Below are 21,915 nucleotides of genomic sequence, written 5' to 3'. Positions count from 1 at the left end.
GTAAAGCTAAAGTTTAAAAACTGATTATCCTAGATCCTCGAAATCCACATTGGAATTGTAGGAATTGCCATCCGGGATGCCATTGTTATTCCTAACGGGCATGTCAGGACGCTCACGAAGGATGTACTCCATTACTTCTTCCAATCCTCCCTTGAATTTTTCAAAATCCTCTTTGTACAGAAAAATTTTATGTTTTACGTAGGTGAATCTTCCGTCCATATCGAATTTCTTCTTGCTCTCGGTGATAGTCAGGTAGTAGTCATCCAATCTTGTTGATTTAACATCAAAAAAGTAAGTGCGCTTACCTGCTTTAACCGCTTTTGAGAATATTTCCCTGTCTTGATTTTCGTAACCTTCCATAAGTACTTTTTTATCTTTAACCTCGATGACTTGATTGGGACAAAAATAGAAATATTCTGAAATCCAAACCTTTTTCAAAAAAAAACTTAAATTTCTGTTAACCTTGTCATTCTTAGTTAATTCCTACGACTGATTTATAAAGCTTTTCGTATTGAGGTAAGACGATCTCGAGGGTAAATTTCTGGGCTTGTTGGAAGGCATTTTCTTTAAACTGTTTATGTCTTTGAACATCGGACAAGATGTAAACGGCATCTTTAGCCATGGATTCTACATCCCCAACCTTGCTTAACAAACCACTAAAGCCATGTACATTAATTTCTGGAATACCGCCCGTATTGGTTGAAACCACAGGTACTTTGGCAGCCATGGCTTCTAAGGCAGCCAATCCAAAACTTTCCGTTTCAGAGGTTAAAAGAAAGAGGTCGGCCAAGGAAAGAATATCCTCGGTACCTTTCATTTTTCCCAAAAATTTCACATCGTCGCAGGTGTTTAATTCCCGACACAATGCCTCCATTTTATGCCTGTCCGGACCATCACCAACCAATAATAGCTTAGCAGGAATTTCAGTTCGAACCTTAGAAAACACTCTTAGCACATCCTCCACTCGTTTTACCGGCCTAAAATTAGAGATATGCATCAATATTTTTTCTCCGTTAGGAGCGTAACGTTCTTTTGCACAACCCAAATTTGGATGTTGATACAAGTCCAATTCAATAAAGTTTGGAATAACTTCAATGGAACGATTAGTAGCAAAGTGTTGATAGGTTTCCTGTTTAAGGCTTTCAGAAACAGCGGTAACCGCGTCACTTTGGTTAATAACAAAAGAAATAACCGGTTCAAACGATTCATCCTTACCTAACAAAGTAATATCTGTTCCATGCAGGGTTGTAATAAATGGAATTTTTACCCCTTGAGAGGCCAGGATTTGTTTGGCCATATAGGCAGCAGATGCATGCGGAATGGCATAATGAACATGCAGTAAATCGAGTTTTTCATATTTTACCACGTCCACTAATTTACTTGCCAGAATTAACTCATACGGCTGATAATCAAAAAGAGGATAGTCATTAACCGTAACCTCGTGATAATGCAAATTCGGTAAAAATTGATCTAATCGAAAAGGCATGCTATAGGTAATGAAATGAACTTCATGTCCCTTTTGGGCAAGAGCCATTCCTAATTCGGTAGCGACAACGCCACTGCCTCCATAGGTGGGATAACAAACAATACCGATTTTCATAAGCGGAGATTTAGGAATCCTTATTGATAAACAGTTTCCTTGAGTTTTTTTCCTTGTTCGTAAAACTCTTCCTTTTTCAAACTACCATCTATGAACCAATAACTATACTTGCCTTCCAATTGGTCATTTTTATAGGTTCTTTCCTCTTCCTTTTGGGTTTCATCGTACCAAGTTATCCAAACACCATCCTTTAATCCATTTTTCATTTCACCTTCAAGCAATAATTTCCCTTTGGAATCATAATATTTAAAAACTCCATTTTTCAGACCTTTGGAATAGTTTCCTTCCTCCTTAACACGGCCGTTCTCCCAATAAGTAATCCAGGCACCATTCAAGAGTCCTTTTTTAAAGTTAATTTCTGAAACCTTTTGGTCATTTAAAGAAAAGACCACTTCTTTAGCCAATTTATGTTTGGCAGAATCGCCTTGAAAACTAAGTACTTTTTTCAGATTCCCTTGTTCGACGGTATATGTTACCAGGCTTTTTTCGCTGTTACAAGCAAAAAGCAGAAAGAGCAAGGAGCTTAAAAAAACGGTTAATAGAATTTTTGTTTTCAAAGTACTGCAAATGTAATAGGAAAAAACAAATTGAAAAAGGCAAACCCAACAACTAAACCGAAAAGGGGTAAGCTAGGATTTAATGAATTTGGCCAACATTTGAATGGATTGAAGTGCTTCCGGTAAAATTCCTGTCCACATTTGCCAAACATGAACCATATCCTCCCAAATTTCAAGGTCCATATCTACTCCTGCTTCTTTGGCTTTTTTGGCGAACTCAACACTATCAGACATGAGTATTTCGATACTACTTACCTGCACCATCATTGGAGGCAGGCCGGTTAAATCGCCGTACAATGGAGAAACGAGGGGATGTTTATGCATAGATTCTTCGGCATAAAACTTGGACCAACGTCTAATACTGGCATAATCGATGTAGGCATCGCTATTACGATTGGTTTGATAGGAAGGGCCGGTTGAAGCCAAATCAAGCCAAGGAGATAGGCAAAATGCTTTGTAAGGCAACTTCTTACCCTGGTCTTTCAAACTTAGCAAGGTTGAAACGGTAAGTCCACCACCAGCAGAATCGCCACCAAAAATAATTTGAGAGGCATCATAGGTTTTAAGCAGCCATGAATAAGCTTTTAAGGCATCCTCAATTGCTGCAGGGAAAGGATTTTCAGGGGCAAGTCGATAATCGATTAACAGAAACTTTAAACCTGACTCCTTGGCCATAATACTACACATATTCTTGTGTGTTTCAGGCCCACAAACAGAATAACCACCTCCATGAAAATACAGAACGACTTTTGAGCTGGTAATTTTATCCGGAATTACCCACAAAGAAGGAATTCCATCCACGGTAACGGATTCGAATTTACCTGCACTGCGTTGAGGTATTAATTTGGTTGTAATTACAAACTCCTTACGAATTCGTTGAATAGACGAATGAGGATTATAGAACGTTTTTACGACTCCTTTGGTAACCCAATAAACCAATTTACTACGAAACGATGGCATTCCTTCTTTCCCTTTTTCAGCCCTAAAGCCTTAACAATTTTACAAATCAGCAGCCTGAGCAATTAGTTCTGCTACGTCGTAAACTTTAACTGATTCTTCCTTTTCAAAGTGCTTAACCCCATCGGTCATCATGGTATTGCAGAAAGGACAACCGGCAGCGATGATAGCTGGTTCAAGTGCCAAGGCCTCTTCGCTACGTTCAATGTTAACTTCTTTATCGCCATGCTCTGCCTCTTTAAACATTTGAGCTCCTCCTGCACCACAACAATAGCCGTTAGCTTTGCTTCGTTTCATCTCAACCAATTCAGCATCTAGTTTCGCAATTACTTCACGGGGGGCTTCATACTCATTATTTGCCCTACCGAGGTAACAGGGATCGTGGAAGGTTATCTTTTTACCTTTAAAATTTCCACCTTCCACTTTTAGCTTACCTTGATTGATAAGTTGTTGAATAAGCTGAGTATGATGAATAACTTCATAGTTTCCTCCTAGGGCTGGATATTCATTTTTTAAGGTATTAAAACAATGAGGACAACCGGTCACGATTTTTTGGACACCATATCCATTCATCACAGTTATATTGTTCATTGCCTGCATTTGAAACAAGAATTCGTGTCCGGCACGTTTTGCAGGATCACCGGTGCAAGACTCCTCTGTTCCAAGTACAGCAAAAGACATTTCTACTTTATTCAATATTTTAACGATGGCTTTGGTAATTTTCTTTGCTCTGTCGTCAAAGCTACCGGCACAACCAACCCAAAACAAGATTTCTGGAGTTTCACCATTAGCAAGGCAATCTGCCATGGTTTTTACTTTTAGTTCGCTCATTCAATTCGGATTTTCAGGTTCAACAATTAATTTTCATTTGCCCAATTTAGTCGGTCTGCCGGGCTAAATTGCCAAGGAGCCCCGTTGTTTTCCATATTGGCAAAAACCGTTGCTAATTCACTTGGAGGAGCTGACTCTTCCATAACCAAATACCGACGCAAATCAATAATAATACTCAATGGATCTATATTTACCGGACAAGCTTCTGTGCAACCATTGCAAGAGGTACAAGCCCATAATTCTTCAGGAGTAATATAATCATGCAACAAAGACTTTTCATCCTTAAAATCAGGGCCTTGGGTATCGAGACCTCTTCCAACCTCTTCAAGGCGATCCCTGGTTGCCATCATTATTTTGCGAGGAGATAATAGTTTACCGGTAGTATTTGCCGGACAAACACTGGTACATCGTCCACACTCAGTGCAGGTATAAGAATCAAGTAATTGCTTCCAAGTTAAATCAGAAACATCCTTTGCACCAAATTTTCCTGGAACTGCATCTGCCGGTGGTGTGAAAGAAGGGTCAAATACTGCTTTCACTTCATTGGTAATACTTTCCAGGTTATTGAATTTACCCTTTGGCTCCAAATTGGAATAAAACACATTGGGAAAAGAAAACAAAATATGAAGGTGCTTAGAATATGGAAGGTACATAATAAACCCGCAAATTCCAATAATGTGAAACCACCAACAAAAACGCTCAATGTATACTATATAATTAATTCCGGGCATCCATCCACTAATCCATGGAGAGAGTAAAAAGGCATTTTCACTTACTCCGCTGTGGGCGTAATGTTCCAATCCAAACTCTTTAACTACAACAGGAAATTTTGAAACTTGGGTTGAAAGATACCAATCTGCCGAATTCATAATCAGAAAGGCAGACATCAGGCAAACTTCAGTGATGAGGATAATGTTAGCATCGTTTCTTGGCCATCCAACCAATTCCTTCATATTCAAACGCTTCAATTTAACAACATTTCTTCGCGCCAAAAAAACCAAGCAACCCAAGATAACAAGCACAGCAAGTATTTCAAACGAATTAATCAGAATGGTATAAACGGGGCCTAAAAAACTAAATGCCCTATGAGTACCAAAAACGCCATCAACAATAATCTCCAGCAACTCTGCATTAATGATAATAAATCCCACATAAACGAATATATGAAAAATTCCGGCAACCGGCCTAACCACCATCTTCGATTGGCCTAGAGCGACCCTCAATAAAACATTGAGTCGATCACCCAACCGATCATTTCGATTTAAATCCTTACCTAAACGGATGTTACGAATCAAGCTGGCATACTTTTTAAATGCAACAAAACCTGTTACACCTAGCAGAACCAGAAAAATCACATTTGTTATTCCGAATTGCATAGTTTCCTGTATATTAAAACGTTAGGTTATTTTTCTTCTTTCATTTGAAGCTTATGTCCTTCTTCTTTTTTTCCACCAAAGACGGAAATCTTAACATATCTTGAAGGATGGGCTTTTACATCGGTAAGCAATGAATCCAGGTCCAATGCTAAACGATCCAAATCATTGTATAGCTTTTCATCTTTCACTAATTTACCTAGTGAGCCTTGACCACTATTTATTTGTGCCAAGGTATTATTCAATTGATCAATAGCAGCAGATGCATTGTTAATGGTAGTTTTCAAACGAGCAGCTTTCAAGCTATCACTTACACTGCTAAGATTATCTAATAAATTGGCGATTTTTCCTTTGTTATTGTCCAAGGTTGTTGTCAAATTTTCAACATTTCCCAAAATCTTTTTTAATCTTGCATTGGCATCCACCATAGTTGCATCAAGTGTTACCGAAGTTTTTTCAAGGTTGGTCATGGTTTTATCCAAATTTTCCAATGTTCGTTTTAATCCTTCCTGAACCTTAGGATCCAAAATGGTTTTAACTCCTTCCAAAATTTTGTTAACGTTATCAATGACTGCCTCCACCTTTTTTTCCAGTGGATCAAACTTCTCCATCAATCCTTGCTCATAGATACCAACCACTTCATCCTCTGTCTTTAAAAACTTTCCGGATTTGGTATCCCCCAAAATCAATTGAAGATTTTTGGGTTCAAGCACACTATTAGAAGTAAGCTTAAAAACAGAATTTTCAGGCACTTGCAGGTTTCTGTCAAAAATCATGACTTTGACCAAAATCCGTCCTGAATTATCAGATGCAAGTCCAATTTCTTTGACTTGGCCAACTTTCAAACCATTCAAAAATACCGGGCTTGTTTCAACCAGGCCATCTACCCTATCGTAGATAACATTAAATATTAACTCCTTGGTAAACACGTCGTTACCTTTTAGGAAATTAACTCCCCAAATGGAGGCACCTGCGGTTAAAATTACCACCAGGCCAATGATTATTTCTTTTCTAAATTTCAATTTTCGTAGGAAAGGTTGCAAACATACTAAAAATACTGTTGGTGCAATAATCAAAAGAGCTCCATTTGCCCATGTTTTGGAGGACGTTTAAACAAGGAATGATTTAATGTATGTGCCTTCTTTCCTTGAAATGATTTTGCATAGGATATTTTGAATAGTTGACGAATAGCCTCTGCCACTTTTCCTTCACCTCTCATCCGGATACCAAACCGATTATCCTGAAGGCTTCCACCATGACAATCGGCGATTTGACTTAAAACTTTTTGGGCTTTATCAGGAAAGGTTTTTTCAATCCAATCTTGAAATAAGGTCGCAATATCACCATTAAGTCTTACCATGGTGTAACCGGCATTTACTGCACCGGCTTGGGAGGCTGCATTTAATATTTCCGGGATTTCCATGCTATTCAAACCCGGAATTATTGGAGCAACCAAAACACCGCATGGAATGCCATTTTCAGACAATTCAGAAAGTATCTCTAAACGCTTCTTGCCACTGACAGTCCTAGGCTCCATGCTTCTTCTCAATTCTTCATCCAATGTTGTAATACTCACCATCACATGAACCAAATTATCCTTGGCCAATTCTTTTAGCAGATCGATATCCCTGGCAATCAAGGCATTCTTTGTAATTATTCCTACCGGGTTTTTATATTCCAAAAACACCTCCAGAAGGCCTCTTGTCAACTTAAACTTGCTTTCACATGGTTGATAACAATCTGTATTACCAGAAACGGCAATTGTAGCAGGTCGCCAAGAGTTCTTATCAAAAAACTCTCTTAATAATTGAGGTGCATTCTGCTTGACTATTATATTCTGCTCGAAATCTAATCCTGAACTAAAACCCCAATATTGATGCGAATTCCGAGCATAACAATAGATACAACCATGTTCGCATCCCTGATAAGGATTAACGGAATAATCCAGAAATACATCGGGACTATCCACTTTATTGACGATTTGTTTAGGATTTTCAACAAAGTACCGGGTGGACTTAGAAAAATCATCCGGTGAATCAATTCCATCTAAGCCGGAAGAATCATAATGTGTTTTTAGAAAGCGGTTAGCAGTTACAATTTGGGCCCCTCTCCCTTTTATATAATCACCAAATTTTTTATCCTTGTCCACAAATTACTGGTGTTTACTTACACAAAACTCAAACAGATGAAGTACATCCAATCAATGTTCACAATCCCTACCAAGAGATTTCGATTCACCGGCGTTTAAAATTTCTTCCTGTGCCAATTCCCTTTTTAATGAATCAGAAACTTCCTTGTTGTAAAACTTTTCCAAATTAGGCTTTCCTGCGTCCACCCAGGCAGTGTACCAAAGACTTCCAACAGCTAGTATGGAGGATCTCATTCTTCGTTCAACCATACCATTGAGCATTTGATTGTATGCATTTGTATATTCAACGGAATAAACCTGAATAGTAGTTGCTCCCCTTGATTCTATGCTATACTTTCTATCTTTCGGGAATGACTCATTAAGCTTACGTTCAAAGTCAAGAACAGAATCTTTAGCTGCAAAACTTTCTTTAACGGCACTCCAGGCCAGATCAAGCGGATTTTGGATATACTTTGCTCTACCTACCAAATAATCATAATCTTCAGCCTTTAATTCCGGAATTCTACTTTCCCAAAATCCATGAATTCCCCTTTGACCTGTCAATTGTCCGTTATAGTTTTCGGTTGTATGTAATGGAACATGGGAATCTGCTATGTAATGACCTATTTCAGCAGAAACAATTAGAATACGATCTACATCTTGTTTTATAAATGCATCCTTTAAACGATAGTACATTTTTTCGATATGCCAAGGAACTATTCCATAAGCTTTAAGGGTATCTTCAGTAAATTTTGCCACTGCATCCTTCCAACGTTTGGGAAGGGCTTTAAAAGGCTCTTGGCCATAATGATCTGCATCTAAGTAGTGCCTTGCAGCTTCATCCTTATTTGAATACCTGCGTTTATCAGGGTCAACAGCATGCTCTGTGATAAAATCAATATGTCGTTTGTAAAATCCAACCATTTCAGGTGGTAAGGTCATTACAGCCATGCGATTAATACGCTGATGTCCAAAGAAGCCCCAAGAAAAGGCAAACTCAGAAATTAAGTTTGGCAGGAGAATTCCAACAATGAAAATGATTAATCGGATGTACTTCACAAGTACAAATTTACAGAAAGCACTGAACCTATTTCGCTGATTTTTGGTAAGTATTCAACAACCACTGTATGGCCATCCGATAACCGGATAATCCAAAACCTACAATAACCCCTTTGCAATTCTTGCTTAACAAGGAGTGGTGACGATACTCTTCCCTAGCGAACACATTGGAAATATGAACCTCAACAACAGGTGATTCAATTGCTGCAATTGCATCCGAAATAGCCACACTGGTATGAGAATACCCCCCAGCATTTAGAATAATACCAACATTTGAAAATCCAAATTCATGAATTTTGTTAATTAATTCTCCTTCCACATTGCTCTGGAAGTAATCAATACGTTCGTTGAACTCCTTATTTAACTCTTCCAGATACTGATCAAAACTAAGGTCCCCATAAATGGATGGTTCCCTTTTCCCAAGCAAGTTTAAATTAGGTCCGTTTATTATAAGGATTCTCATAGGAATGCTATTAGGCCAAGCGAAATTTTAAATAACAAATTGTAATTGATTTAGCCAGGTATTTTCCTTCGTAATAAGTTTGAATGCTTTTTGCCTCCAAAACAGTAGGATTAGAATCATCCGATTGAGCATACAAGTCATTGGTTGCAAATTCTATTGGATTTCCAACTGCATTGCACAAGGCTACTGTATAATCAAATAGGCCATGATTATCTGTTTTCAAATGGACTATCCCTCCGGCTTTTAAAAAAGTTTTGTACCTAACCAAAAAATTAGGTCCGGTTAATCTTTTGTTTTCTCTACTATCTTGTGGTTGAGGGTCAGGAAAGGTAATCCATATTTCATCTACCTCATTAGAACCAAATAAACTTTGAATAAAGTCAATTCTTGATCTTACAAATCCAATGTTCTTTAAATTGTTTTCCCATGCGAATTTTGCCCCCTTCCATAACCTAGCGCCTTTTACATCTATCCCCAAAAAATTTTTTTCCGGAAAACGTTGACCAAGACCAACGGTATATTCTCCCTTTCCGCAGCCAAGTTCCAAAACCAATGGATGATCATTCTTAAAAAAATCCTTTTTCCATTTCCCCTTTAGACTGTGTCCTAATAAAGACTCTTCATACCCTAAATGGAAAGTATTCCCAAAGGTTTCAACTTCTGCGAAACGTTGTAATTTCTTTTTTGCCAATCTCTAATAATTCGATGGTTTAGTAATAGCACAAAGGAACACTATTTCCAATTAAGACTCATTGGGATTTTTCCAAAAGTCATAATAATTGTTCCAATGCATGGGATACTTCCTTATTTTTTCTTCCAATCCCAAGGAATATACGGAAGATAGTTCCTCAACAGACGAAAACACCTTACCCGGAGTTGCAAATAAATGATAATGATACTTAGATTCTTTCACACAAAACACAAAAGAAACAGGCACTTTAAACTTAGTTGCCAACAAAAAAGGGCCTTGAGGGAAAAAAGCATCCTCCCCTAAAAATTTCAACTTTATGGTCCGATTACCCTCCCTAAATCGATCACCATGCATAGTAATTAATTCACCTTCAGACAACGCATTTTTTATGGCAATGATGTGACTAAAATCGTCCTTGATCGGAATAATGTTTACAGAAGACGTTTCACCAACACTTTTCAAGTATTCCTTGATTTGATTGTGTTCTTCATCATACATAACAATATTAATTTTCCCATTCAATCGTTTCATAAAGAATCCTGCGATATCCCAATTTCCAATATGGGCACTAATTAGAAAACCACCTTTTCCCTCCTTTACCAAAGCAGAAAGATTCTCATCCCCATCATGATAATAGCTAAACTTCTTACTAATTCCAGACTTAATTGCCACCCTATCAATTAAGGATTGTCCGAAAGCATAATAATTCCTGTAAATACTTATGCAAGTTGCGAATAAGCCATATCCTAAGCGAGTTCGATAAAACTGAAACAATGCTTTGGTGGCCTTTGGTGCAAATGGGATAAAGTAAAATGCAACAAAATAGAGTAACAAATAGGCCGCATTGAGCCCAAAACGCTTCAGTAACCAAACAAAAATCTGGTACCCCAACAAACCACCCCTAGTCTTACCTTGCCACTCAGCCATGTTAGAATAAAGCGCTTAGTATCTCTCAGTCAAACAATGGAGGAAAGAAAAAAACAAAAAATATTTAGCTAAGTAATCCTATGATCCAATCCGGCATTATGCCAAATAAAATGGTAAGAACCGCACAAGAAAGTAATAACACTTTGGTAGCTACCCCTTGTTCAATTTCTTGACCTTCCTCACCCTCAAACATGACAATGATTATTCTTAAATAATAGAATACACTGATTAAAGAACCCAAAATAGCTATCAAAGCCAAACCGGTGTAATGATTTGCTATAACCGCTGTAAAAACATAATATTTAGCAAAGAATCCAGCTGTAGCAGGAATACCGGCCAAGGAAAGCATGGCCACAATAGTTACAAATGCCAAAGTTGGATTCGACTTGGCTAACCCCTTAAAGGAAGATACTTGTGTATTTCCCTTAACCTTGGCAACTGCCAATAGAATCCCGAAGGCTGCTAAGGATGAAATAGAATAAGCCAAAGAATAATACAGCATGCTACTGCCACTTTTAGAATTATTTGCAAGAATTGCCATGAGCATGTAACCTGCATGTGCAACACTTGAATAGGCTAAAATCCGTTTGAAGTCATTTTGAACAAGGGCTGTAATATTTCCCAACAGAATTGTAGCTGCTGAAATTAATACTACAACTTGACTCCAAAAAGAGTCTACACCAGCAAAACAAGTGTAAAACAACCTTAAAAAAGCAGCAAATGCAGCTGTTTTTACAATAGTTGACATAAATGCAGTAACTAATGTAGGTGCACCAGTGTAAACATCCGGAGCCCACCAATGAAAAGGAACAGCCGATACCTTAAATGAAAGACCAACCAACATCATAAGTAATCCTGCATAAAAAATAGAAGGAAGATGATTTTTATTATCCGCAACAAAAGCAGTAATTTTAGTCAAATCAAAAGTCCCGGTTGCCCCGTAAATCAATGCTATACCAAACAATAAAAATCCTGTTGCAAACGATCCCATCAGAAAATACTTGTATCCCGATTCATTACTGGCTAAATCTGATTTTTTGCTCGCAGCCATAATGTACATGGCAATGGAAAGAATTTCCACACCAATAAACAACATACTTAAATTACTAAATGACACAAGTACAATTGCTCCTGCCATAGCAAAAAGGAAAATTGCAAAATGATCACTAGTGTGACTTTCGTCGTAATGATGCTCTGAAACCAATAAAAACCAAAGCAATCCTACTAATATTATAACACCTGAAAAAGCTAAGGCAAATTTATCAACAAGCATCATCCCATACCAAGTTTTGTATTGCCCCCATTCCATGACATTAAGCCCAAATGCTACCAAGAGGCCCAGCAATACAACAGGATAAAGGATTCTTTTAAAATTAAACAACTCCGATAACATGGCAATTATGCCAAGGGCAGACAAAGAAATGAGTGCGTTCATTTGTATTTTAGCGGCTGCGAAGGTAGCAGAATTTAGCTTCGATTATTCAGCTTTAATAAACAACCTTTCGGTTTTTATAAACTTAAGACCAAAAGGATTTCTTTACTCCTAGATGACCAAAAAAAAATCAAAAAAAAAGGGAGCCAATGGCTCCCTTTTTTTTAAGCTTTCCTTTCTAATACTTCATCAATCATTCCGTAATCTTTCGCTTCGAAGCTAGTCATCCAGTAATCTCGATCGCTATCTGCCCATACCTTATCATACTCCTGTCCGGAATGACGAGAAATAATTTCATACAACTCTTTTTTAAGTTTCTGAATCTCTCTGGCAGTAATTTCAATATCGGAAGCCTGCCCCTCAGCACCGCCTAAAGGCTGATGAATCATTACTCTGGCATGTTTTAATGCGGTGCGTTTCCCTTTTTCTCCTGCACAAAGTAAAACAGCGCCCATGGATGCAGCCATTCCTGTGCAAATTGTGGCAACATCTGGATTAATGTATTGCATAGTATCATAAATTCCTAAACCGGCATACACTGATCCACCTGGGGTGTTCATATAAATTTGAATATCTTTTGAAGCATCAACACTTTCCAAAAAAAGCAATTGAGCTTGAATAATGTTGGCAACGTAATCATTGATTCCTACACCAAGGAATATTATCCTGTCCATCATCAAACGTGAAAACACGTCCATAGTGGCAATGTTTAGCTGACGCTCCTCGATAATGGTTGGTGAAATATAATCAGCTGTAATTTTAGAATACTTGTCAAATACGTTACTGTTTATGCCTTTGTGCTTTATGGCATACTTGCGAAATTCGTCTTCTCTGAATGGGTACATAATGTTTTTTTTTAATGAATAATCCTAATTAGATTTCCAATATGCGATGATAGGTATCACTAAGAAATCAAGAAAAAGCTATTTATGAACTTTTCCACTTCCTAATGTTCTTATCTCTTTCCTAAAAATCCAATTGGATTGCCATCAAAAATTAGGCAACTGGGAAAAATTCCGACTCAGGAACTTCAACTATGTCAATTGTGCAGTTGGCTTTCACCACTTCTAGGATTTTGGCATCCAATACCCTATCTTGGTGGGCTTTTAATGCCTTTTGATCCTTAATCTCCTGCATTAAAACCTTGTTCACAGTTTCGTCATCAATGTTACTGATTCCGTATTGCATGAACCTTTCACGAATATTTTTACGGATTGCTTCATTCAATTCTTCCGGGCCAACTTGTATGCCAAATTGACTGATAAGCTTCCCTTCAATTAATTCCCATTTGATGCCATTGGCATACCGTTGAAAATCAGAATTCAATTTTTCTACAGTGATATCTTTATCTACAGCCAACAACCACCTTCTCAAAAAATCCACCGGAAGAACCATTTGTGTATTTTCAATTAAATCCTTTTGAATAGAATAATACAACATTTGGTCGCTTACATTATCATAATATCCTGCAATTTGCTTGCGGAACTCCTCTTTCAAATCGTCCTCACTTTTAACAGAACCATCCGGATAATGTTTTGCAAAAAACTCATCGTTAAGCTCAGCTTTGGTATTTTGACGAACTTTTGTCAATTTTAAAAGCAACTGAGCAGGAACAGTATCCAGTTTCTCTTTCTCTACTCCAAAAAGATAGGCAGCATCGTTTTCATTGGCAGATAAGTTCTTACTCTCTACTACCACAGTCGAATCAACACTTAGTCCATATAGAGCATCTTTTGTAGCTTGATCATTTACTCCGTACAAGGAAAGGAAAGTGTCTCTTTTGTAACCGCCTTCAACAACATTGGACTCACCATCCACCTCTTGCAACTCAACAAACAACATATCGGTATCACTTTCCGGACGAAGAACATCAATCATAGTGCCGTAACGTTGTGCTAGCTTTTCCACTTCCTCATTCAAAATAGTTTCGGAAATTCCAACCATTTTTTGCTCGAACTTTCTCGATTTATCCAAATTCACCTCAAAAGAAGGGATAAATGCAATATCGTAATGAAAAACAAACTTGGAAGGATTCTCAAAACTACCTTCAAAATCTTTCGATTCGCTTGGAAGTGGAGAACCTATTAACTCCAATTTTTGCTCATCAATGTATTTCATCAGCTCCTTGGAACCAATCTCATTAACCTCTTCAGCCAATATAGACTTTCCATACAGTTTCTTAACCAATCCCATTGGAACATGACCTGGACGGAAACCGGGCATCTGAACTCGCTTCTGAGCGTTTTTAAGGGCCTTTTCTACAACAGGATTGTAGTCTGTAGTTTCAATTTCAATAGAGATTAAACCTGTTAGATCGTCAATTTTTTGAAGAGTAAGATTCATGTATCGATGTAATTCTTGAAGTTTTGTCAAAAAAAAATGTGACTCTGAGCAGAGTGAATTATTTTCACTTTGTTCGGAATCACATTCCGTGTTTAGTGCGGATGGAGGGACTCGAACCCCCACGGATCGCTCCGCCAGATCCTAAGTCTGGTGCGGCTACCAATTACGCCACATCCGCGTGGCTTTCCAGTAAAGAACGTTCGTCCTGAAAAGGGGTGCAAAGATAGTTGTAAATTTATTTGAAAAACAAATTTTATTAGATTTTTTTTCCTAAGCCCTTTACACCCTTATTCAAAACAAAAAGGGCAAGGTTTCCCTTGCCCTTTTTCCCAAAAATAAACCTTAATTCTCAACCATCACTTTCTTGACAACTTCCCCCTTACTTGTGCTTACATTTATCTCGTAATACCCGGCTTCTACCCCATCTAAACTCAAGAAATTACCTTCCTCTTTAACAACTACTCTTCCGGAAATATCCATTAACTCAAGGCTTTGCACTATAACGGAAGACCTAACCTGTATCCGTTTGCTAGCCGGATTTGGAAAAACCAAAATCGATCTAGCTAAATTTTCAAGTTCTGATATACCCGTTACCAATTGAATGGAATCATTCCTCGTCCCCAATAGTATCTCTGTTCCATTTCGGGTTATGGCCCTTGCATCTTCTAATGTAACATTCAACTCGGTTACCCCTGATAAATTATCCGTCGTAACTACTACAAAATTACCAAGCTCCCCCCATCCGTTTTGATTTGTTTGATCTATCCTTGTCAAGGCAATATCTATGCTCCCAATGCTTGATTTCTGAAATGAAAGTTGGTTGCCGGGTGGTGCTAACCAAGAATTATCAAAATCCAAATAGGCTGTAGCCGGCTGACATGCCAAAGCCGAATAATTCAATGTAAACGAAACTCCATAAACACTGTCCAAACTCATATCCGAACTCCCCAACATTACTTTAAATACTGCTTGTTGGCTCAAACCAAGGGTATCTTCTACCGCCTGTACATATAGAAAAGCGTTGGCTAATGAATCAGAATTCTCCGTTTTTTGATGCGTCAATAAATAATTCTGTGAAACCGCCAAGGTATCATCAGCAGAAATCAACCCATCTCCATTGCAATCTGCCTGATTATGATTGACACCATAATTGAAAAAGTTAGGCCACCAAGTTGTGGCATGGGCATACCAGCCAATTGATTGATCTACCCTGGATGGTCCGGTTTGATTAAATATCATTCCCAAATTCAAAATATCAAAATTGGTGACTATTCCATCTTTATTAGCATCCCCAGGCCAGATTGAATCATTGTTTACGCAAGGAAGGGATTCATATGACTGATGGATAGCTGTGCAACCTGCCTGAGCATAACCATAAGTCAGAATATTATCGCCATTGAGAATTTGGGATATGCATTGGCTTGTATCACCATTGCTCCAACTATAATAAAGCGCATCAGGCATTATAGCGCAAAGCTCAAGAAAAACCTGACAGGCAGGCAAAGTGATCAGAGTGTCTCGAGCCACCGAAACATATGCTGTATCCGAATTCATACAACCATTGGCATCCATCACCAACAAGGTTAGGTATTGATTGGCCCCAATTGGCAAGGGAGGGGTTTGTCCGGTAGTGCTTCCTGGCAAGTTCCAAAAGTATGAATAAGGTGCAGCACCGCCTTGTGGAACAATGTTTCTTGAAAAATAGTCATTGCAAATTAAAGTATCCGACCCAATGTCAACGGCGAGGTAATCACCAACAACTGAAATAGTTTGGATTGATGTATTGGTACAATAACTATTAGAAACCGTTAAAGAAACCTGGTAATTACCCTGGTGATAGTACAAATGCTGAATATAGGAATCCTGACTGGTTTCAATATGTCCATCACCAAAATTCCAAGTGTAATTAGTGCCATTTAAAGGCGTATTTACACCAAAATAGGAAGAATCGTAACAAGCGGTTGGAAGACTTTGGAAGAAAAAATCTGAGTTACAACTGGCTTCGCATGGCAAAACGTTCATCACGCTGGTTAATGCACCACAACCAGGATAATAGGCATATCCAAAGTATTGACCCGCTGCTGTTGCCCAATATGTTTGCCCATTACCTGTCAATGGGCTTATATTACCCATTGTATCTGTAAAACTTTGCCAAAAATACTGTGTACCAGGAGGTCCAGGGCCAAAATCAAGCAAGGCTTCACCACTTTGACATAAAAAGAAGGTATCGTTAATTAAGGCGTTAAAAACAGAAAAAACAATGGTATCGGTAGCAGAACAGCCAGTTCCTAAATCAAAAACTGTAAATGACAATTGTTGGTTGTATTCATGTTCGAAACAACGAATAGGATCCGTAAAACCATCACTCCATTGATAAGAAAATCCAGAACCTGATCCACCTGAAATAATCGGATACACACAAAAAATATCCTGGCAGACTACTGTATCGGAAGGCAAAAACACCTCCACTATAGAAGAATTAGGAACTGTAATATAGGTCGAATATGTTGAAATACAATTGGTTGCTGAAATCGTAGTCAAAATAGCATGGTAAGTTCCCGGAAAACCATAGGTATGTGAAACAAAATCAGTAGCATTCGAAGTTTGACCATCACCAAAATCCCAAAACCAGGATAAAGGTGCTTCTCCTTGGACGGCACCTAAAAAATCAACATTGGCTTGTCCACATGAAAACTGGGCAGTATAAACGAAACTGGTATTACATTCAATTATTGGCCCTTGACATCCCGAAACTACTGGTATTGTACTATTCAAAATTCCACAACCCGGGAAATTAGCAACGGCAGTATAAACACCCGGACCAAGGCTAGACTGGAATTGGGTAATATTGCTCAAGAATTGTATAGAACCATTTGTATCTGTAAAGTCATACCAGTCGTAAGTTATTCCTCCAGGTCCCAAATCTAAAATAGAATTAGGGTTTCCGCATAAAAAAACGGTATCATGCTGGGCCTTATAAACGCTCACATAAGCTGTATCAGCGGCTTGGCATCCATTACCATCGGTTACATATAAGGTAACCATGGTGTTGGAACAACTTCCGATGGTAAAAGAGGAAGTATTAGGACCGGTATTGGCTCCGTAGTACCATTGAAATGAATATGGCGGAGTTACATTCGCTAAAAATGGAACGAATTGATAGTCCGTATTACAAACAGTGGTATCCTGACCAATGCTTAGTTGAATGTTGCATTGAGATTGGACTTGTAAAGCAAATAAACTAAATAAAACAATGGTAAAAATCTTTTTCATGCGGAAGAAACTTAATGGTTAGATTATGGTCAGAACTTCAGGATACAAAAGTAGAGTCATTTGTGAGGTAGAAAATAACACTATTACAAATTTGCCAATATAAAACATAATTAAATTTTTCAAAATACATACTCAAGTGGTTGTTTATCAAATATATATAAAAATACATATTTTACATTTTGTCATCTTTCTCTTTTTAACAATCTCTTCTTAACTACATTTTTTATAAATACATTTCCCTAGGTGAAGGTAAACCATCTTTGTCAAAAGAAATTTCCTATTGACTACCTTTCCTTCGTGTATACTTTTGGTTAGGCCTGCCAATTTTGGATTTAACCCCGAAACAGCAGGCAGCAATCATTTTCAGCATCAAGTTATTGATATTGAATCAGGTGCTATTGCCCTAGCTGGACAAAGGGAATTTGATGAATTCGTAAAAACCCTAAAATCATACAAGTTTGAAGTAGTAGTAATAGAGGATACTCCAATCCCGGAAAAACCCGACGCCATTTTCCCTAACAATTGGGTTTCCTTTCATGAAGACGGAACAGTTGTTCTCTATCCTATGATGGCCAAAAACAGAAGGGAAGAACGAAGATGGGACATTCTTGAAAACATTTTTGACAATCAATTCTTTCACCTAAAAAGGCTGCTTGACTACAGCAAATACGAACAAAAACGAAAATACCTGGAAGGAACCGGCAGTATCGTCTTTGACAAAGAATACGACATTGCCTACGCCTGCCTCTCTCCTCGAACCGAAGAAGAACTTTTCAATAACCTCTGCACCGACCTGAAAATGGAACCGTTCGTTTTTCATGCTTTCGACAAACAACGCAAACCAATCTACCATACCAATGTCATTTTTACCATTACCCAAGAATTCGCAATTATTTGTAGTGAGGCAATAAAAGATGAACGAGAAAGAGAAAAACTACAATATAAACTAGCCGGAACGGGTAAATCCATCATAGAAATCAGCCTGGATCAAGCCGGAAATTTTTGTGGAAATTGCATCGAGCTTTTTGGTCCCAAAGGGGAAAGCTTCCTTTTAATGTCAACTTCTGCTTACCAAAGCTTCCACCAACAACAATTGGCCGACATCGGAAGATTCTCCAAAATAATTACCATCCCAATTCCAACCATTGAATATTACGGCGGAGGCAGTATCCGTTGCATGATTTGTGAAATCTCCTGATTCTATGCCTTATCAAATCGGTTTATTTCCTTAAGATAAAAAATTCCAGGCTTAGATACAACCTCTTCCAAAACCATTTCAGTAAAAATCCTATCTTTGAAGCATGAGTATTCAAGTGATTCTTCTTTTATTGTTTGTTGGACTTTTCGCCGGCTTTCTCAGTGGATTTGTTGGAGTTGGCGGAGGTATCATTATTGTTCCGGCTTTAATTTATTTTATGGGCTTTAGCCAACATACCGCACAAGGAACCAGTTTAGGAGTATTGCTTTTACCAGTCGGAATTTTAGCTGTTATGAATTATTATAAGGCGGGCTACCTCGACGTAAGAGCCGCTCTTTTTATTTCTCTTGCCTTTGTAGTTGGCGCCTATTTCGGATCTAAAATCTCCATCTCCCTTGACCAAAAACTGGTAAAACAGGTATTTGGAGGCTTTCTGATTTTAGTGGCCATCAAAATGCTGTCGGGCAAATAATCTTTTCTTAACTTTTATCAGTTGGGGTTGGGGCTATAATTGTACCTTTGCACCCATTTTTTTCCTATGTTAAACACCATTGAAGAAGCCCTGGAAGATATTCGTAAAGGCAAAGTAGTAATTGTTGTGGATGATGAAGACCGCGAAAATGAAGGGGATTTCATTACCGCTGCCAGAAACGCAACTCCGGAAGTTATTAATTTCATGATTAAAGAAGGTCGCGGCCTAGTTTGCGCCCCTCTCACCGAAGACCGTTGCGATGAACTTGGTTTGGGCCTCATGGTTCAAGACAACACCGCATTGCACCAAACACCTTTTACAGTCTCTATCGACCTTCTCGGTCACGGCTGTACAACCGGTATCTCTGCACAAGACCGCTCAAAAACAGTTCTGGCATTAATCGATAATTCCATTAAACCTAGTGAATTTGCCCGCCCCGGACATATTTTCCCTCTTAGAGCACGATCCGGTGGCGTTATTCGCCGCTCCGGACATACCGAAGCCACCGTTGATTTAGCCAGATTAGCAGGATTTGAACCGGCAGGCGTGCTGGTGGAAATCCTGAAAGATGATGGTACAATGGCACGACTTCCTGAACTTAAAGAAATCGCCAAAAAATTTGACCTGAAAGTAATTTCCATTGAAGATTTAATCAAATACAGAATTGAAAAAGAAACCATCATCGAAAGACAGGTGGAAGTACAAATGCCAACCATTCACGGTAATTTCAAACTAATTGCCTATAAACAGACTACCAACGGACAAGAGCACCTTGCCCTTACAAAAGGAGAATGGACAAAAGAAGAAGCCGTTATGGTTAGGGTACATTCCTCTTGCATGACAGGCGACATCTTTGGATCTTGCCGTTGCGACTGCGGCCCTCAATTGCAGAAAGCAATGGAAATGGTAGAAAAAGCAGGAAAAGGCGTTATCCTTTACATGAACCAGGAAGGAAGAGGCATTGGTTTACTGAATAAACTAAAGGCCTATAAACTTCAAGAAGAAGGTAGAGACACCGTGGAAGCAAATCTCGAACTTGGTTTCAGAATGGACGAAAGAGATTATGGCGTTGGAGCTCAAATCCTTAGAGACTTGCAAGTTTCTAAAATAAAACTCCTTACCAATAACCCAACAAAAAGGGCTGGTCTAATCGGTTATGGCTTGGAAATTGTCGAAAATATAGGACTCGAAATTAAAAGCAACGAACACAACGAACTTTACCTAAAAACCAAACGTGACAAAATGGGTCATGAACTTAGGTCTGTTTGAATATTTCAACCATGAATCGCCTGGATACAGGTAATAACCCAATTTACCTTGCCATTTCCAAAGCCGGGAAAGAATTAGGCCTTAAAACCTATATCATTGGTGGCTTTGTTAGAGATAGTATACTCAATCGACCTTGCAAAGACCTGGACATTGTATGCGATGGTTCCGGTATTGCTTTGGCTGAAAGGGTTGCTCAATTATTGGAAAAACCCGGCAAAGTAAATGTGTTTAAAAACTTTGGAACCGCCCAGTTAGCCCTCGACGACTGGGACGTAGAGTTCGTGGGCGCCCGAAAAGAATCCTACCGCGCCGATAGCCGTAAACCTATTGTTGAACAAGGCAGCCTCGAAGATGACCAAAACCGAAGAGATTTTACCATCAACGCCATGGCCTTTTCCTTGAATAAAGAGGATTTTGGTAGTCTCATCGACCCTTTTAACGGCCTACTTGACCTGGAAAACAAAATTATCCGAACCCCACTCGACCCCGATATCACCTATTCCGATGACCCCCTTCGAATGATGAGGGCAATCAGGTTCGCAACTCAACTTCATTTTACAATTGAAGAAAAATCCTTGGAAGCCATTTCAAGAAATGCCCACCGGATTGAAATCATTTCAAAAGAAAGAATCATTGATGAATTAAATAAAATAATCCTAGCCCCTATTCCTTCCATCGGCTTTAAATTACTGTTCAACACAGGATTACTTAAACTAATCTTTCCCGAAATGACCGCATTGCATGGAGTGGAAATTAAAAACGGAAAAGCTCATAAGGACAATTTCTACCATACCCTCCAGGTTCTCGATAACCTCTGCCCTAATTCCAACGACCTTTGGCTAAGGTGGTCGGCTATCCTGCATGATATCGCTAAACCTCCGACCAAACGTTTTGAACCCGGACATGGTTGGACTTTCCACGGACATGAAGACCGCGGCGCCAGAATGGTGCCGGGAATCTTTACCCGACTTAAGCTCCCACTGAATGAAAAAATGAAATTCGTTCAGAAAATGGTTCAGCTTCACCTCCGCCCCATTGTACTCTCCCAGGAAATTGTTACCGATTCAGCAGTTAGACGACTTTTGTTTGATGCCGGTGAAGACATTGACGCACTCATGATGCTTTGTGAAGCAGATATCACCTCCAAAAACGAAGCAAAAGTTAAAAAACACCTCGCTAATTTCCAACTGGTCCGACAAAAACTGAAAGAAGTAGAAGAAAAAGACCAAATACGAAATTGGCAACCTCCCATCTCCGGCGAAGAAATTATGGCTTATTTCAACTTAGGCCCATGCAGAGAAATTGGAATCATCAAAAATTCCATCCGTGAATCTATCCTGGA

20 protein-coding genes and 1 tRNA gene are annotated in these 21,915 nt (G+C 38.7%); 4 read left to right on the top strand and 17 right to left on the bottom strand.

The features are described 5' to 3' along the window. Nucleotides 1–24: 24 nt before the first annotated feature. The 17 genes from K1X82_09670 to K1X82_09590 form a co-directional block, all read right to left on the bottom strand. The gene (locus tag K1X82_09670; protein ID MBX7182368.1) at nucleotides 25–360 is read right to left on the bottom strand and encodes a PUR family DNA/RNA-binding protein; all 336 of its coding nucleotides are present in this window, start codon (nucleotides 358–360) and stop codon (nucleotides 25–27) included. Nucleotides 361–472: 112 nt separating this feature from the next. After that, nucleotides 473–1,600 (bottom strand): N-acetyl-alpha-D-glucosaminyl L-malate synthase BshA, encoded by a 1,128-nt coding sequence (bshA, locus tag K1X82_09665; protein MBX7182367.1) that lies wholly within the window; start codon nucleotides 1,598–1,600, stop codon nucleotides 473–475. A 20-nt stretch (nucleotides 1,601–1,620) separates the two neighbouring features. Next, the gene (locus K1X82_09660) at nucleotides 1,621–2,157 is read right to left on the bottom strand and encodes a hypothetical protein (protein ID MBX7182366.1); all 537 of its coding nucleotides are present in this window, start codon (nucleotides 2,155–2,157) and stop codon (nucleotides 1,621–1,623) included. A 72-nt stretch (nucleotides 2,158–2,229) separates the two neighbouring features. After that, nucleotides 2,230–3,117, bottom strand: a complete 888-nt coding sequence (locus tag K1X82_09655) for an alpha/beta hydrolase (protein MBX7182365.1) — start codon at nucleotides 3,115–3,117, stop codon at nucleotides 2,230–2,232. Nucleotides 3,118–3,156: 39 nt separating this feature from the next. Then, nucleotides 3,157–3,945 carry a (Fe-S)-binding protein gene (locus K1X82_09650; GenBank protein MBX7182364.1) on the bottom strand — a complete coding sequence of 263 codons (789 nt, stop codon included), beginning with the start codon at nucleotides 3,943–3,945 and terminating at the stop codon, nucleotides 3,157–3,159. A 26-nt stretch (nucleotides 3,946–3,971) separates the two neighbouring features. Next, nucleotides 3,972–5,321: a (Fe-S)-binding protein gene (locus K1X82_09645; GenBank protein MBX7182363.1), complete on the bottom strand. Its 1,350-nt coding sequence runs from the start codon at nucleotides 5,319–5,321 to the stop codon at nucleotides 3,972–3,974. Nucleotides 5,322–5,347: 26 nt separating this feature from the next. Beyond that, the gene (locus tag K1X82_09640) at nucleotides 5,348–6,340 is read right to left on the bottom strand and encodes an MlaD family protein (protein MBX7182362.1); all 993 of its coding nucleotides are present in this window, start codon (nucleotides 6,338–6,340) and stop codon (nucleotides 5,348–5,350) included. A 50-nt stretch (nucleotides 6,341–6,390) separates the two neighbouring features. Then, a complete protein-coding gene (locus K1X82_09635; protein ID MBX7182361.1) occupies nucleotides 6,391–7,467 on the bottom strand; it encodes a PA0069 family radical SAM protein in 1,077 nt (358 codons plus the stop codon). Nucleotides 7,468–7,518: 51 nt separating this feature from the next. After that, nucleotides 7,519–8,505: a S1/P1 Nuclease gene (locus tag K1X82_09630; protein ID MBX7182360.1), complete on the bottom strand. Its 987-nt coding sequence runs from the start codon at nucleotides 8,503–8,505 to the stop codon at nucleotides 7,519–7,521. 28 nt (nucleotides 8,506–8,533) lie between these two features. Further along, nucleotides 8,534–8,968, bottom strand: coding sequence for a type II 3-dehydroquinate dehydratase (gene aroQ / locus K1X82_09625; GenBank protein ID MBX7182359.1), 435 nt, complete (start codon nucleotides 8,966–8,968; stop codon nucleotides 8,534–8,536). Nucleotides 8,969–8,978: 10 nt separating this feature from the next. Next, entirely contained in the window at nucleotides 8,979–9,659 is a 681-nt protein-coding gene (gene trmB / locus K1X82_09620; protein ID MBX7182358.1) for a tRNA (guanosine(46)-N7)-methyltransferase TrmB, read from the bottom strand. A gap of 51 nt (nucleotides 9,660–9,710) precedes the next feature. Then, entirely contained in the window at nucleotides 9,711–10,586 is an 876-nt protein-coding gene (locus tag K1X82_09615) for a lipid A biosynthesis acyltransferase (protein ID MBX7182357.1), read from the bottom strand. 64 nt (nucleotides 10,587–10,650) lie between these two features. Next, complete coding sequence (locus K1X82_09610) at nucleotides 10,651–12,021, bottom strand: NADH-quinone oxidoreductase subunit N (protein MBX7182356.1); 1,371 nt, start codon at nucleotides 12,019–12,021, stop codon at nucleotides 10,651–10,653. Between the two features lie 161 nt (nucleotides 12,022–12,182). Beyond that, a complete protein-coding gene (gene clpP / locus K1X82_09605) occupies nucleotides 12,183–12,863 on the bottom strand; it encodes an ATP-dependent Clp endopeptidase proteolytic subunit ClpP (protein MBX7182355.1) in 681 nt (226 codons plus the stop codon). 151 nt (nucleotides 12,864–13,014) lie between these two features. After that, nucleotides 13,015–14,361 (bottom strand): hypothetical protein, encoded by a 1,347-nt coding sequence (locus K1X82_09600; protein ID MBX7182354.1) that lies wholly within the window; start codon nucleotides 14,359–14,361, stop codon nucleotides 13,015–13,017. A gap of 96 nt (nucleotides 14,362–14,457) precedes the next feature. Further along, nucleotides 14,458–14,539 (bottom strand) — tRNA-Leu (locus K1X82_09595). Nucleotides 14,540–14,703: 164 nt separating this feature from the next. After that, nucleotides 14,704–17,634, bottom strand: a complete 2,931-nt coding sequence (locus K1X82_09590; protein MBX7182353.1) for a PKD domain-containing protein — start codon at nucleotides 17,632–17,634, stop codon at nucleotides 14,704–14,706. A 280-nt stretch (nucleotides 17,635–17,914) separates the two neighbouring features. On the opposite strand from K1X82_09590, the gene K1X82_09585 reads away from it, so the two are divergent. The 4 genes from K1X82_09585 to K1X82_09570 all read left to right on the top strand — a co-directional run. Further along, nucleotides 17,915–18,832: an amidinotransferase gene (locus K1X82_09585; protein ID MBX7182352.1), complete on the top strand. Its 918-nt coding sequence runs from the start codon at nucleotides 17,915–17,917 to the stop codon at nucleotides 18,830–18,832. Nucleotides 18,833–18,935: 103 nt separating this feature from the next. Further along, nucleotides 18,936–19,304: a sulfite exporter TauE/SafE family protein gene (locus K1X82_09580; GenBank protein ID MBX7182351.1), complete on the top strand. Its 369-nt coding sequence runs from the start codon at nucleotides 18,936–18,938 to the stop codon at nucleotides 19,302–19,304. A 66-nt stretch (nucleotides 19,305–19,370) separates the two neighbouring features. Further along, nucleotides 19,371–20,573 (top strand): bifunctional 3,4-dihydroxy-2-butanone-4-phosphate synthase/GTP cyclohydrolase II, encoded by a 1,203-nt coding sequence (locus tag K1X82_09575; GenBank protein ID MBX7182350.1) that lies wholly within the window; start codon nucleotides 19,371–19,373, stop codon nucleotides 20,571–20,573. An 11-nt stretch (nucleotides 20,574–20,584) separates the two neighbouring features. Beyond that, nucleotides 20,585–21,915: CCA tRNA nucleotidyltransferase (locus tag K1X82_09570; protein ID MBX7182349.1), on the top strand; the 1,331-nt coding region annotated here is incomplete at its 3' end.

The sequence above is a fragment of the Bacteroidia bacterium genome (assembly GCA_019695265.1).
In the GTDB taxonomy this organism is placed as follows: Bacteria; Bacteroidota; Bacteroidia; order JAIBAJ01; family JAIBAJ01; genus JAIBAJ01.
This window is presented reverse-complemented; position numbering and strand designations above follow the sequence as displayed.